This is a genomic window from Haloprofundus halophilus (assembly GCF_003439925.1).
In the GTDB taxonomy this organism is placed as follows: Archaea; Halobacteriota; Halobacteria; order Halobacteriales; family Haloferacaceae; genus Haloprofundus; species Haloprofundus halophilus.
This window is the reverse complement of record NZ_QQRR01000002.1, coordinates 358,104-371,351: the sequence shown is the minus strand read 5'-3', so window position 1 is coordinate 371,351 and position 13,248 is coordinate 358,104. Positions and strand designations below refer to the sequence as shown.

The 13,248-nt window shown below is 64.5% G+C and carries 11 protein-coding genes and 1 tRNA gene; 5 read left to right on the top strand and 7 right to left on the bottom strand.

Going from position 1 to position 13,248, the window contains the following annotated elements:
* Positions 1–49: 49 nt before the first annotated feature.
* The 7 genes from tgtA to trmY form a co-directional block, all read right to left on the bottom strand.
* A complete protein-coding gene (gene tgtA / locus DV709_RS11415; protein ID WP_117594562.1) occupies positions 50–1,540 on the bottom strand; it encodes a tRNA guanosine(15) transglycosylase TgtA in 1,491 nt (496 codons plus the stop codon).
* 75 nt (positions 1,541–1,615) lie between these two features.
* Positions 1,616–2,206, bottom strand: coding sequence for an NUDIX hydrolase (locus DV709_RS11410; protein WP_394338689.1), 591 nt, complete (start codon positions 2,204–2,206; stop codon positions 1,616–1,618).
* Positions 2,207–2,258: 52 nt separating this feature from the next.
* Positions 2,259–3,542 carry an arylsulfotransferase family protein gene (locus tag DV709_RS11405; RefSeq protein ID WP_117594561.1) on the bottom strand — a complete coding sequence of 428 codons (1,284 nt, stop codon included), beginning with the start codon at positions 3,540–3,542 and terminating at the stop codon, positions 2,259–2,261.
* A 109-nt stretch (positions 3,543–3,651) separates the two neighbouring features.
* Positions 3,652–4,866 carry a carboxylate--amine ligase gene (locus tag DV709_RS11400; RefSeq protein WP_157972723.1) on the bottom strand — a complete coding sequence of 405 codons (1,215 nt, stop codon included), beginning with the start codon at positions 4,864–4,866 and terminating at the stop codon, positions 3,652–3,654.
* 598 nt (positions 4,867–5,464) lie between these two features.
* Positions 5,465–5,537, bottom strand: a tRNA-Pro gene (locus DV709_RS11395).
* A gap of 56 nt (positions 5,538–5,593) precedes the next feature.
* On the bottom strand, positions 5,594–5,965 hold the full coding sequence (locus tag DV709_RS11390; RefSeq protein ID WP_117594559.1) for a CHY zinc finger protein: 372 nt from the start codon (positions 5,963–5,965) through the stop codon (positions 5,594–5,596).
* A complete protein-coding gene (trmY, locus tag DV709_RS11385) occupies positions 5,965–6,561 on the bottom strand; it encodes a tRNA (pseudouridine(54)-N(1))-methyltransferase TrmY (RefSeq protein WP_117594558.1) in 597 nt (198 codons plus the stop codon). Before trmY ends, DV709_RS11390 begins: the two co-directional genes overlap by 1 nt.
* A gap of 423 nt (positions 6,562–6,984) precedes the next feature.
* On the opposite strand from trmY, the gene DV709_RS11380 reads away from it, so the two are divergent.
* From DV709_RS11380 to DV709_RS11360, 5 genes are all read left to right on the top strand, one after another.
* Positions 6,985–8,676, top strand: a complete 1,692-nt coding sequence (locus DV709_RS11380) for an ABC transporter substrate-binding protein (protein ID WP_117594557.1) — start codon at positions 6,985–6,987, stop codon at positions 8,674–8,676.
* Between the two features lie 103 nt (positions 8,677–8,779).
* Positions 8,780–9,778 (top strand): ABC transporter permease, encoded by a 999-nt coding sequence (locus DV709_RS11375; RefSeq protein WP_117594556.1) that lies wholly within the window; start codon positions 8,780–8,782, stop codon positions 9,776–9,778.
* Positions 9,779–9,780: 2 nt separating this feature from the next.
* A complete protein-coding gene (locus DV709_RS11370; protein WP_117594555.1) occupies positions 9,781–10,782 on the top strand; it encodes an ABC transporter permease in 1,002 nt (333 codons plus the stop codon).
* Positions 10,782–11,900: an ABC transporter ATP-binding protein gene (locus tag DV709_RS11365; protein ID WP_117594554.1), complete on the top strand. Its 1,119-nt coding sequence runs from the start codon at positions 10,782–10,784 to the stop codon at positions 11,898–11,900. The genes DV709_RS11370 and DV709_RS11365 overlap by 1 nt, the downstream gene beginning before the upstream one ends.
* Positions 11,893–13,179 (top strand): ABC transporter ATP-binding protein, encoded by a 1,287-nt coding sequence (locus DV709_RS11360; protein ID WP_117594553.1) that lies wholly within the window; start codon positions 11,893–11,895, stop codon positions 13,177–13,179. The genes DV709_RS11365 and DV709_RS11360 overlap by 8 nt, the downstream gene beginning before the upstream one ends.
* Positions 13,180–13,248 lie beyond the last annotated feature (69 nt).

Below are 13,248 nucleotides of genomic sequence, written 5' to 3'. Positions count from 1 at the left end.
CGCTCTCTGCGGCGGAGGGTGAACTATCTTGCTTTGTCCACCGACGCCGTCACTCGGACGCGACGGTCGACAGCGGTTCGAGCGCGACGGAGTCGGGGACCGCTTCGAGCGCCGCGTCTCCCCAGTCGTCGTGCGCGAGCGTGAACGACACCTCGGGGTTGTCGGCGACGAGCGCCGCGACGCCCTCGGCGGCCGCCCGTCGGGCCGCGTCGTCGAGTCGGTCCGGAACCTGCGCGTTCAGCGGGTACGTGTCCGAGAGCGCGCCGGGGAACGGACCGAACGGGGGGACGACCTTCCAGACGGCGTCGTACTCGCTCTCGGAGGGCGTCCCTCCTTCGGTCAGCAGCGCGTCGTCGTACTCCGCGAGGTCCAGTCGGGCCAAGCGACGGTGGTGTCGGCGAACTTCGGGTCGCCGCGCGCTCTCGTGGGAGACGTGGAAGAACGAGCCTTTGGCGGCGGGGTCGGACTCCTCTAGCTGGTCGGCGTGGTCGAGCAGCGCGCGGTAGCCGTCGAGCATCGCAGGGTGACCGCGGGCGCGGACCTCGACGAGTTCGAGGAGGTTGCCCGCGCGGATGGCCTGCTTGATGCGGCGAATTTCGGCGAACGTCACGTGGAGGTTGTGCTCGGCCAGCAGGCGCTCGGTGTCGGCGTCGCTGGCGCTTTTGACCTCGTCTGGCGTGTGCGACGAACAGACCGGACAGGAACACGGGAAGTAGTCGAGGTCTTCGAGGTGTTCGGTTCCGCGGACGGTGAGGTAGCGCCCGTCGCGGGCGTAGAGCGCGTAGGCGGCGGAGTCGAAGAGGTCGCAACCCATGGCGACGGCGAGCGCGAACATCATCGGGTGACCCGCGCCGAAGAGGTGGACCGGACAGTCGGCGCCGAGGCCGCGCTTTGCGGCGGCGACGGCGTCGACCATGTCGTCGTAGCGGTAGGCGTTCATCAGGGGGACGACCGCCCCGACGGGGAACACGTCGAGGCTCGTCGCGTCGGCGTGACCGGCGGCGCGTTCCCGGAGGTCGGGGTACGTAGATCCCTGCACGGGGGCGTTGACGAGCATCTCGCCGGCGTCGAACGCTTCGGCGTCGGCGAGCGCCCGCTCGGTAATCTCGAGTTCCTCTTCCGCCTGCTCGCGGGGGACATCAGGCGGCGTCGGGATGTCGACGGGGGTGCCGATGTCGGAGCCGATATCCCTCTGGAACTGCAGAATCTCGGTCGTCGTTACGTCGATGTCGCCGTACTCGGCCAGCTGGAACGACCCCGAGTCGGTCATGATCGCGCCCGAGAAGTCGAGCATCTCGTGGAGACCCACGTCGAGCGCCCGTTCGCGGAGTTCCGCGGTCTTGCGGATGATGTAGGAGTTGGTGATGAGAATCTCCGCGCCGAACTCCGACTGGAGTCGGGCGGGCGAAATCGTCTGGACGTTGGGGTTGACGACGGGCAGAAGCGCCGGCGTCTCGACGGTCACCCCGGCGCGCGGCACGGTGAGTTGGCCGATGCGTCCGGCCGTGTCACCCTGCCGCTGCTCGAAACAGTCGCGCATACACCGCCGCGTTTCGGCGGCGCGTCGGTAAGGGTTGCGTTCCGGTGGTGCGGGGAACTGAACAGAGGAATCGAGTTACGGCCGCGCGAGTTCGTACTGCAACACGCCGAGCGACGTCCTTCCATCCAGAATCTCGTTGTCGACGACGGACGCCAACAGGTCCTCGTAGCTCGTCGTCGTCGGACGGATGCTCTCGTTGAAGTCGAGTTCCTGCTCGGCGGTCGACTCACAGCCGCGGGCGACGAAGTAGTGGTGGACCGAGTTGGCGATGCCGTTGGCGGGTTCGGCGACGTAGAACTTCTCCATCGACTCGGCTTCGTACCCTGTCTCCTCGGCGAGTTCGCGGTGAGCGGCGGCAGCGAAGTCGTCGTCGTCCGGTTCGGTGCCGCCCGCTGGAAGACCGCGGTTGACGTGGCCGACGGCCTGTCGCCACTCCTCTACGAGCACCACGTCGCCGTCGGGGGTGAACGGCAGAATCACGACGGCAGGTGGCTCGTCGACGTAGTGGAAATCCGTCTCCGTGCCGTCGGGCAGGCGGACGTCGTCCATGCGGACGTCGAACCCCGGACAGGAGTAGTCGATTCGCGAGTCCGTCGTCTCCCAGTCGAGGCGGCTCCCGTCGTTGGCGGTCCCGCCGTCGGCGTCGGCGTCGGCGTCGTCGTTCACGTCTCGTGGTTCGGCGGCGAGTCGAAAAATCGTCCGGTCGACGGGCGGACGCTCAGCCGCGTCGCCGCGCCGCGAACGCCGAACGGGCCGCCGTCCCGAGGCCGGCGAAGACGAGCCCCAGCGAGACGAGCGTGACGACGAGGTGAATCTCGGCAACCCAGAACGGCAGCGGCACGCTCGTGCGGAGCACCTGTAGGAGGAACGAGATACCGGGGACGTCGCCGGAGGCGGTACCGGTGAACCTGCTCGCGCCGTCGCTGTGCGGCTGTCCGCCGACCGTTTCGCCCTCGGGGAGACGTTCGGCTTCGTACGGGATGTGACGCGTCCGGACGCTCCAGACGGTCTCGCCGGATTCGTTGACCTCGACGATACGCTGGTTCGCCGAGTCGGTGATGAGCGTGTTGCCGTTGGGCAAGCGGTCGGCGTCTCGCGGCCACGCGAAGGCGACGCCCTCGGCTTCGGAGAGCTCCCATCCGACGGTCCAGTTGCCTTCGTCGCCCCGCTGGAGTTCGACGACGCGACCGTTCTCGGAGTCGGCGACGAGTATCGTGTCCTCGTTGAGCCACTGCGGGTTGTGCTGGCGGTTCAGCACCGAGGGGTCGCCGACGCGTCCGTCCTCGGGGTTCGGGTCCTCGTTGATTATCTCGACGACGCCCTCGCCGCGTTCGACGATGACCAACTGGTTGGCGTTGCGAACCGAGACGAGGTAGCGGTCGTCGCCGAGGTGGTCGACGTCGTTGATGTGGAGCCAGTCCTCGCGTGTCGGGTCGTCGGGGCCGTCCGTGTAGATGCTACTGGCGTTCCACTGCCACGTTATCTCGCCGCCCCGGACGGTCATGATGCGCTCGTGCTCCATGTCGCTGACGAGGAACTCGCCGGAAGGGAGTCGTTCCACGTCGTGCACTTCGCTGTTCGCGCGCGTGCGCACGGTAAAACTGAACTCCGAGACGACCTCCGGGTTCTCGCCGGGCTCGATGACGCGGAACCCGGTGTGGGTACACGGCGACTCGTAGGGGCCGCAGTCGGTGTACCCGCTGTCCATGAAGCCCGCCATGACGCTCCCGTTGTCGAGCATCGTCACGTCGAAGTAGCTGTCGGCGTCGGCGAGTTGCCAGGCGACCTCGTCGTTTTCGAGCAGGTAAACGCTCCCGTAGTCGTGGAGTCCCGGTCCGCCGCCCTGCGAGCCGACGAGCGTCCGCATCGTCTCGTTCGAGTCGGGGTCGTGGCTCTGGGTCGCGCCGATAGTCGGCGCGGTGGCGGCGCTGACGACGACCATACCGACGAAAAGCGCGACGCCCGCGAGAACGAGGGCGGCACTCGTGCGTTTCGAAACCATCGAAGTACGGATAACTGTCGCGGGAACCACGATGAACGTTCGGGCAGCGGCGTTAGAGTCCGCGTCCCTCGCAGACGTCGGCGTCACGGTCTCTCAGCGAGTCCCGCGCTCAACTGGAGCCGTGGAGCCGGTTTCGGAGCATTCGGTTCGCGCCGCTGACGAACAGCCCGAGGTCGTCGACGTGCGTGTAGTCGAGGTAGGGGTCCTCGCAGAACGACGAGAGTAGCTCTCTCGCCGTCGCGCCGAGCGACGGTCGCTCGACGTGCGGGGACTCGTCTCGAAAGAGGCTGAGCACGTAACCGAGTTCGCCGCGGAGCGAGTGGCTCCCGCTGTCGATCTCGTACCTTGGGTCGATGCGGTCTATCTGATCGGTCGCCGCCTGCCAGTAGTAGTACGGGAAGTCCGCACCCGCGTGAACGGTCGCCGGGAGCGACTGCCACATCCGGGGGTTTATCTCGGTGAGTTTGAACTCGCCGGTCTCGGCGTCGCACATGTACTCTACGCACGCGAGGCCGTGCCAGTCGAGTTCGCTCAACAGGTCGTTCGCTACCTGTTCGAGCTCCTCGATGTAGACGGACTTCCGGTAGACGCCGCCGCCGCCGACGTAGGAGTCGCCCCGAATCTGACGGTGCTGGAACGTCGCCAGCGGTTCCCCGTGGTCGTACAGTCCGGCAAACATGTACTCGTCGGAGCTCGCCACGTACTCCTGAACGATGGGGTCGTGTTTCATCTCGTCTAAGATGGCGTCGACGTCGGGGTGTTCGCCCGGCGAGAGATGCTTGACGCTCTTGACTTTCGAGGACTGTCCGGGCGCGTAGCCGTCGACGTACCCGTCCGCGAGGAGGTTGTACCGGGATTTGATGATGAGTTCCGGTTCCCAGTCGTCCACTTCGCTGAGCAGTCGCGTCTCCGGCACCGGAACGCCCGCTTTCTCCGCGGCGGCGGCCAACTGAAGCCTGTCCTGCGAGCGCCGGAGCACCTCGAACGACGGGGCGACCAGGTCGACGACTTCGTCGAACTCGTCTCTGTAGCGCGAGAAGACGTACGCGTCCTCTTCGCGCGCGGGGATGACGGTCCGAACGTCCGGACGCGACGCCAAGCCGAGGAGAGCGTTCTTGTAGCCGACGAGGTCGACATCGGGGGCCGGCACCGAGAGACGTTCCCCGCAGTACCGGGAGGCGAACACCGGTGGGTTGTCGTGTTCCGACGCGACGACGGTGTTGATTCCGCGCCGTCCGAGCGACCGTATCGTCGGGTACGTCCGAGACGGCCCGAGTCCGGTGGGAATCAACACCGATTCCCTCGTCCCACAGTTTTTAGCCATACTTACCAATTCTATTTCGAAAGACATTAATGCACTGCTGAGTTTAGCCCGTTACGCCCCACGTTACGCAGTTATTGGATCGTAAACGCCTGCTTTGTTCCGGTCTTTCAGAATCGAACTCAGGTATCCATCAAACGCCTGGATCCCACCGATATTCGCCCGAGATTCGGAGTTTTTCGCTCGTAACCCACCGTTTTTCGCCCGTAATCCATCGACACACCGACGACAGGCACCCCATTCGATACGTATGGGCGTCCTACTGGAGGGACGCCGCCGGGGACGCGTTCGTGTCCGTCTATTGTCCATTTAGGAGGTGTTCGCCCCTTCGAGGCGGGAGAAAACGGTCCGTTAGGACGACCGAGACGGGTGCCAGCTTCGCGGCGTCACCGACTCCCGGGCACCGGATGCCTGCGCCGCTACGGGCGACTCGCTGCGCTCGTCGTTGCGAAGTGCGGGAGAAGTGGGCCGGCGCAGATTCGAACTCGCCCAGACGTGCTCGCTTCGCTGCGCGCGACTGGTCTGCCCGAATCCGCGTGGCGAACCTTTCACACCGCTACGGGCGACCTGCTGCGCTCGTCGTTGCAAAGTGCGGGAGAAGTGGGCCGGCGCAGATTCGAACTGCGGTTACGGCCACCCGAAGGCCGAAGGATACCAAGCTACCCCACCGGCCCGCACGACTGAGTTGCCCGGGACGATGTTTAAGGGTTGCGAAAGGCGGGGTACTGCGTCACGTCGTGTCGAAGTAGCGGTGCGCATGCGAGGCGCACCCAGGATTGAACGCCGCCCCGCAGGACGGGCAGGTGTGGTCCGAGTCGAGGTACGCCGCGACCGAGAGCCGTTCACCGCAGACGCCGCACAACACCGCCGGGTCGTCGAACCGGTCGGCGGGCCACCGCTGCGCTTCGTGGTCGGCGAGTGCCTCGTGGCACTCGAAACACGGGAAATAGACGCCGCAGCAGGGGAACTTGATCGCGATCACGTCCCGCTCGGTGTCGTAGTGCTCGCACCGAGTGTCGGCGTCGACGCCGACGCCGCGGAGGGGAACGTCGAATCGAGCGTCGAAGCCGAGTCCTTCGGCATCGTCGCGTTCCGGAGCCATCAGTATCGAGTGTAGGCGTCGGTGTCGAGGTAGTTGTGCGCGACGGTGATAGCGTGGTCGGCGTGCAGCGTCTCGGAGCCGAGACGCACGCGTTCGTCGGCCACGGCGTCGAGACGCGATGCCTCCTCGTCGGAGAAGTCGCGGTGATCCGAGAGGACGAACGCCGGATTTTCGGGGGGGTCGACGTCGACGACGGGGGTACCGTCCTCGTGGAGCTGCATCACCGTCGACTCGGCGGCGACGGCGTCGAGCGTCGCCTCGAACCCCATGCGGTAGAGCGAAACCCCCGGACTGCTCTCGGCGGGCATGTGGCCGATGGCCTCCTCGCGCGCGTCGAGCGCCTTCCGAATCAGCGCCGCGGTACTCCGCTCGTCGGGGTTCAGCCGCCGGAGCTCCGACCCTTCGAATCGGACCGTGTACTCGTCGCCGAGGACGAGGTGGGTCCGCACGTCCTCACGAATCGCGTGCGAGAGAAAGAACGCGGAGTTGACGCATCGACAGAGCACGTCGAGGCGGCCCGCGCCGCCGGCGATGTCGTCCAGCGAGAACGCCGAAGTCGTGGGGGCGTCGTGGCCGATGATGACGAACTGACGCATACCGGAGGTGACGGCGGAGTCGCCTTGGGTCTGTCTACTCGCCGCGCGCCGGTCCCGGCGCGAAAATCGTCGGCGTTTTCTCGCTCGGCCGCTCGCACCGATGGGTGCACAAAAAACTGTGGTTGAATTTTCCAGACCACAACCCGATGTGTAGTTACGTTCGGTCGGAATCTGGCCTTGCTCTGGTTCAATCAACGGTTACAATACCGGTAACTCGGATAAACACCCGAACGAGAGTCGAAAATAGACAAACTGTAGAACCATTTAGAATATGAACCGGCAACCAACGTCTCCAATATTCCACAGTCGTCCAAAACTGGACCTTATTGTTAAATTCTGTTGAGAGATACGTCTGAAGAGCGTTAGGTATTTATATAATCGGCAAAGACGAAATGGTATCCTTCGCGAGTGATGTGACAGCGCATGACGAAAGATAACAACTCCCAACTGATCAATCGGCGTCGAATGCTCCAGGGCCTCGGCGTCGCAGGTATCGCAAGCGTAGCTGGTTGTTCGAGCGGTGGCGGTGGCGGTGACGACACCGACAACCAGAGCGGCAACGGCTCCGGTGGCGGCAACCAGAGCGGTGACGGCTCCGGTGACGGACAGTCCTCCCAGGGCGGTCAGCTCAAGATAGGTCTCGTCAAGAGTCCCCTCGAGTTCGACCCCATCGTCCTCAACGACGTACCGTCCCAGCAGGTCTCTCAGAACATCTTCGAGGGCCTCTACGAGTACGACGAGTCGACCGGACTCGTTCCCGCGCTCGCAGAGGGCGAACCGGAGGTCAACGACGACGGCACCGTGTACACCGTCCAGATCGCCGAGGACGCGACGTTCCAGAACGGCGACCCCGTCACCTCCGAGGACGTGAAGTACTCCTTCGAGGCACCGGTCAAAGAGGAGACCGAGAACGCCTCCGAAGTGAACATGGTCGAGTCCATCGACACGCCGGAGGAGAAGACGGTCCGGTTCAACCTCTCGTACCCGTACGGCGCGTTCGGCGAGACGACGCTCGCGTGGAGCATCGTCCCGAAATCCGTCCGCGAGGAGGACAAAGACGCGTTCAACAACAGCAAGCCGGTCGGCTCCGGTCCGTTCCAGTTCGACGAGTGGCAGGAAGGGCAGTTCGCCCGCATCAGCCGCTACGACGACTACTGGGGCGACCTGACGCCGAACCTCCAGTCGGTCGAGTTCGTCCCCGTCGAGGAGTCGACGACCCGCGTGACGACGCTGCGCAACGGCGAGAACGACGTCATCGAGGAGATTCCGCCGAAGCTCTACTCCTCGGTCGAACAGATTCAGGACGCCGGTATCCAGGAAGTGCCCGGTATCGGGTACTTCTACATGGCGTTCAACTGCGCGGAAGGCCCGACGACGGACCCCAAAGTCCGCGAAGCGGTCGACTACTGCTTCGACATGGACCAGGCGGTCCAGAACTACGTCGAGCCGACCGGTGTCCGCCAGTACAGCCCGCTGCCGCAGTCCATCATCGACGACTGGGGCTTCAACGCCCAGCAGTGGCAGGAGATTCCCCACGGCAAAAACATCGAACAGGCGAACAAACTGTTCGACGAGGCCGGCGTCAGCAAAGACTACTCGTGGCGCATCATCGTCCCGCCGGACGACAAGCGCGAACAGATCGGCGTGACGGTGTCGAACGGGCTGCAGGAAGCCGGCTTCAACAACGTCGAAGTCCAGCGGCTCGACTGGGGTGCGTTCCTCGAACAGTACGTCTCCGGTAGCGAGGACGACTACAACATGTACACGCTCGGTTGGTCCGGTTCGCCCGACCCCGACGCGTTCACCTACTACATGTTCGGCGCGACCGAGGACACTCTCGGCGTCACCGACGGAACGTTCTACCACGACTCCAGCGAACGCGCGAAGACCGCGACCGAGAAGTTCGTCCAGGCTCGCGAGATCAACGACCAGGAGCAGCGCAAGCAGCTCTACACCGAGGGCATCACGACGGTGCTCGAAGACCGCGCACACCTGCCCGCGTACAACCTCAAGAACAGCTTCGGCGTGAAGAACTACGTGAACGACTTCGCGGAGCACCCGGTGGACAGCTTCCACCTCGCGTCGAACCACAACAACGTCTCGGTCGACAAGTAGACTCGTCACAGCCCGAGTCTATCCGTTCAGTATTTCGATACTTACCGTGGAAAACATTCACAACCGTACTGCCGTAGGCTGCAATCAGGGATGACAGACAGCAATGAGTAGACTCCGATATGCGATCGGTCGACTCCTGCAGGCGATACCCGTACTGCTCGGAGTCGTGACCATCACGTTCCTTCTGACCGATGCGATTCCGGGCGACCCGGTGAGCATCATGCTCGGCCCCTCGCCGAGTGCACAGCAGGCCGAAGCCATCCGTGCGAAGTTCGGCCTCGACCAACCACTGTACGTTCGCTACTTCAACTACCTCTTCGACGTTATCCGCCTCGACCTCGGCGAGAGCCTCTACTACGGGGTGCCGGTGACGCAGAAGATCATGGAGCGGCTTCCCGTGACGATGCTGCTGATGGTGTCGAGCTTCTCGTTCGCGCTCGCTACCGCGGTGCCGCTGGGCATCATCTCGGCGAAACGTCGCAACAAGCCCGCCGACCACATCTCGCGCGTCGTCGCCCTCCTGGGCGTCAGCACGCCGTCGTTCTGGATCGGCCTGATGCTCATCATCATCTTCTCGTACAACTTCAACGTGCTTCCGGCGACGAGTCTCGTGATGCCGTGGGCCGACCCCACGACGGTCGGCGGCGCGTCGAACCAGATAGACGTCGTCATCACCGCCATCCAACATCTGATACTGCCGACCATCACGCTCGGCACGCTCCAGATGGCGGCGTTCACCCGCATCGAGCGCTCGTCGATGCTCGAAGTGCTGGGTGAGGAGTACGTCAAACTCGCCCGCGCGTACGGCGTCAGCGAGGGGAAGATCCTCCGCAAGCACGCCTTCCGCAACGCACAGCTCCCGCTCATCACCATCGTCGGCCTCCAGTTGACGACGGCGCTGGGCGGTGCCGTCCTGACCGAGACCGTCTTCTCCATCAACGGAATGGGGCGGCTCGTCATTACGGCGATTCAGAACCAGGACTTCCTCTTGGTGATGGGGACGACGCTGATGTTCGGTGTCGTCTTCGTCGTCGGTGTCATCATCACCGACCTGTCGTACGCGTACGTCGACCCGAGAGTCTCCTTCGAGGGAGGTGACTGACAATGGCACCCGACACATCTACCCCCCAGAACACCGACGGACCGAACGGCGGCGCGGCCGGCGAACCGCAGGACGACGAGTTCGAGGCCCGCGTCGGCATCTGGTACACCGTCTCGCAGATCAAACGCGACCCGACGGCGTTAGCCGGCTTGGGAATCGTCGCGGTCATGACCGCCATCGCGCTGTTCGCGTACGTCGACGGCGTCTTCCTCGACTTCTGGTTCGCGGAGACGTTCTGGTATCACCCTAACCGCGACCCCTCGCAGGCGGAGATTCTCCTCCCGCCGTACGGGCTGACCAACGAAATCTACCCGATGACGCCCGGGACGCTCGAACACCCGCTCGGCACCGACCACCGCGGCCGTGACATCGCCGTCCGGCTGTTCTACGGCACTCGAATCGCCATCACGGTCGGGATCGTCTCCACCGGCATCGCGCTGGTGCTGGGGACGCTCGTCGGCGCGGTCGCCGGCTACTACGGCGGCTGGATCGACGACGCGCTGATGCGCGCCGCCGAGACGCTGTTCGCCATCCCGTTCCTCGTGCTCGTCATCGCGTTCATGGCCGCCTTCGGGCGCAACCTCACGTTCGCGATGGTCGGCGTCGGCATCGCGACGATTCCGACGTTCGCGCGACTCATCCGCTCGCGGGTGCTGAGCGTCCGCGAGGAAGATTACATCGAGGCGGCGAGAGCCGCCGGGGTACGCGACAGAAACATCATCCTCAGACACATCGTTCCGAACAGTTTCGCGCCGGTGCTCGTGCAGGCGACGCTGCAGGTCGGCATCAACATCCTCATCATCGCCGGCCTCTCGTTCCTCGGCTACGGCGCACAGCCCCCGACGGCCTCGTGGGGACAGATGCTCTCGGCCTCTCGGCAGTATCTGCTGCCGGACCCGTGGTTCAGCATCTGGCCCGGCATCGCCATCCTCATCACGGTGGTCGGTTTCAACCTCGTCGGTGACGGTCTGAGAGACGCACTCGACCCACGGATCAACAACTGATGGCAGAACCACTACTCACCGTCGAAAACTTGCAGACACAGTTCTTCACCGAGGAAGGTGTCGTCCGCGCGGTGGACGGCATCAGCTTCACGGTGGAAGAAGGAGAGCTCGTCGGCCTCGTCGGCGAGTCCGGCGCGGGTAAATCCGTCGCCACGAGCTCCATCATGCGACTCGTCGAGGAACCCGGCGAGGTCGTCGGCGGTACCGTCAAGTACCGCGACAAGGTCATCCTCGACTTCGAGGAAGGTCCGGACGGCGAGCGCCGCCCGTCCGACGAGATGCTGTCGAACAAGCAGATGCGCGACGAGATTCGCGGTAGCGAGATCGCCATCATCTTCCAGGACCCGATGGAGGCGCTCAACCCCGTCTTCACCATCGGCAGCCAACTGAAGGAGTTCATCGAGATCAACCGAGACGTCTCCGGAACGGAGGCCAAAGAGATAGCCGTCGACATGCTCCGCGAGGTCGGCATCCCCGAACCCGAAGAGCGCTACGACAGCTATCCGCACCAGTTCTCCGGCGGGATGCGCCAGCGCGTCCTCATCGCCATGGCGCTGTCGTGCGAACCGAGCCTCATCATCGCCGACGAGCCGACGACGGCGCTCGACGTCACCGTCGAGGGCCAGATTCTCGACCTCGTCGACGAACTGCAGGACAAATACGGCACGAGTTTCCTCTGGGTCACCCACGACATGGGCGTCGTCGCCGAGATCTGCGACCGCGTCAACGTGATGTATCTCGGCGAGATCATCGAGCAGGCGGAGGTCGACGACCTGTTCTACGAGACGAAACACCCCTACACGGAGGCGCTGCTCGACTCGATGCCACGTCCCGACGAGACGGTCGAAGAGCTCGACCCGATAAAGGGCGTGATGCCGGAGGCGATCAACCCGCCGCCGGGCTGTCGGTTCCACACCCGCTGTCCGGACGCCCGCGAGGTGTGTCGCCGGACGCGACCCGTCTACCAGGACGTCGGCGGGCCGGAGGGGTACACCCACCGCGTCTCCTGTGTGAAGTACGAGGACGTCGGCTACGAGGACTCCGAACCGCTGGAGACGGAGGCGACCGCCGCGTTCGGCGGCGAGCTCGTCGAGACCCGAGGTGAGAGCAATGAGTAGCACGACGACGAAGTCCGAAGAGCGGGAGAAACAGGAGACGATACTCCGCATCGAGGGACTGACGAAACACTACTCGCAGGGGTCGGGACTGTTCAGCAGTATCTGGCCGAAACCGAAGGTGAAAGCCGTCGACGACGTCTCCTTCGAGATCGAACGCGGCGAGACGCTCGGTCTCGTCGGCGAGTCCGGCTGCGGGAAGTCGACGCTCGCGCGGACGGTGCTCAACCTCGTCGAGCCGACCGACGGAGCCGTCTACTTCAACGGGCGCAACATCGCCGACCTCTCGGGCGAACAGCTGCGCCAGCAGCGCGAGGACATGCAGATGATCTTCCAGGACCCCCAGTCCAGCCTCGACCCCCGGATGAAGATCGGGACCATCGTCGAGGAACCGATGCGCGCCCACGACCTCTACGAAGGAGAGCGCGAGGAGCGCGCACGCGAACTCTTGGAGAAGGTGGGCTTGGACCCGCAGCACTACAACCGCTACCCGCACCAGTTCTCCGGCGGACAGCGCCAACGGGTGAACCTCGCGCGGGCGCTGGCGGTCAACCCCGACTTCATCGTCTGCGACGAACCGGTGTCGGCGCTCGACGTGTCGATTCAGGCGCAGGTGCTGAACACGATGCAGGAACTGCAGGACGAGTTCGGCCTCACGTACCTGTTCATCGCGCACGACCTCTCGGTCATCCGGCACATCTCCGACCGGGTCGCCGTGATGTACCTCGGTCAGATGGTCGAACTCGCCGAGACCGAGGAACTGTACGAGAACCCCCAACACCCGTACACCCAGGCGCTGCTCGGGTCGATTCCGGTTCCGGACCCCCGAGCGGAGGGCCGCCGCGGCCTCCTCGAAGGCGACGTTCCGTCGCCCATCGAGCCGCCGTCGGGCTGTCGGTTCCGTACGCGCTGTCCGAAGCTCATCGCGCCCGAACAGTACGAGATGACCGAGTCCGAGTGGGCGGGCGCTCGCCGCTTCATGCGGGCGGTCTCCCGACGGACGTTCGAGGTGGAGAACGAGGCTCAGTTGCGAGACGAGTTCTTCGAACAGGGCGTTCCCAGCGGCGAGGCCGGCGACATCGTCGAGACGGCCATCGACTTGTTGCTCAGCGACGAGTGGGAGCAAGCCGACGAGCTTCTCGAAGAGTCCTTCGCCGACCCGAGCATCTGTGCGCAGGAGAAACCCGACTACGCCGTCGAGACGGAGTACGGCACGGGCGTCCACCACGCGGCGTGTCACCTCCACCGCGAGGGAATCGACAACACCGCCAACGCCGACTGAGACGAAACGTTGGCCCGTCGTCCGTTCTCCTTCTGATTCGACTCCGTTTCGGCCTCGCTCGGGGGCGAA

What these genes read in the sequence shown, in the direction of transcription:
- DV709_RS11405 (WP_117594561.1), bottom strand. Translation starts at nt 3,542, where the DNA reads ATGGTTTCGAAACGCACGAGTGCCGCCCTCGTTCTCGCGGGCGTCGCG.
- DV709_RS11390 (WP_117594559.1), bottom strand. Translation starts at nt 5,965, where the DNA reads ATGGCTCCGGAACGCGACGATGCCGAAGGACTCGGCTTCGACGCTCGA.
- DV709_RS11375 (WP_117594556.1), top strand. Translation starts at nt 8,780, where the DNA reads ATGAGTAGACTCCGATATGCGATCGGTCGACTCCTGCAGGCGATACCC.
- DV709_RS11360 (WP_117594553.1), top strand. Translation starts at nt 11,893, where the DNA reads ATGAGTAGCACGACGACGAAGTCCGAAGAGCGGGAGAAACAGGAGACG.
- DV709_RS11380 (WP_117594557.1), top strand. Translation starts at nt 6,985, where the DNA reads ATGACGAAAGATAACAACTCCCAACTGATCAATCGGCGTCGAATGCTC.
- DV709_RS11365 (WP_117594554.1), top strand. Translation starts at nt 10,782, where the DNA reads ATGGCAGAACCACTACTCACCGTCGAAAACTTGCAGACACAGTTCTTC.
- DV709_RS11370 (WP_117594555.1), top strand. Translation starts at nt 9,781, where the DNA reads ATGGCACCCGACACATCTACCCCCCAGAACACCGACGGACCGAACGGC.
- DV709_RS11400 (WP_157972723.1), bottom strand. Translation starts at nt 4,866, where the DNA reads ATGGCTAAAAACTGTGGGACGAGGGAATCGGTGTTGATTCCCACCGGA.
- trmY (WP_117594558.1), bottom strand. Translation starts at nt 6,561, where the DNA reads ATGCGTCAGTTCGTCATCATCGGCCACGACGCCCCCACGACTTCGGCG.
- tgtA (WP_117594562.1), bottom strand. Translation starts at nt 1,540, where the DNA reads ATGCGCGACTGTTTCGAGCAGCGGCAGGGTGACACGGCCGGACGCATC.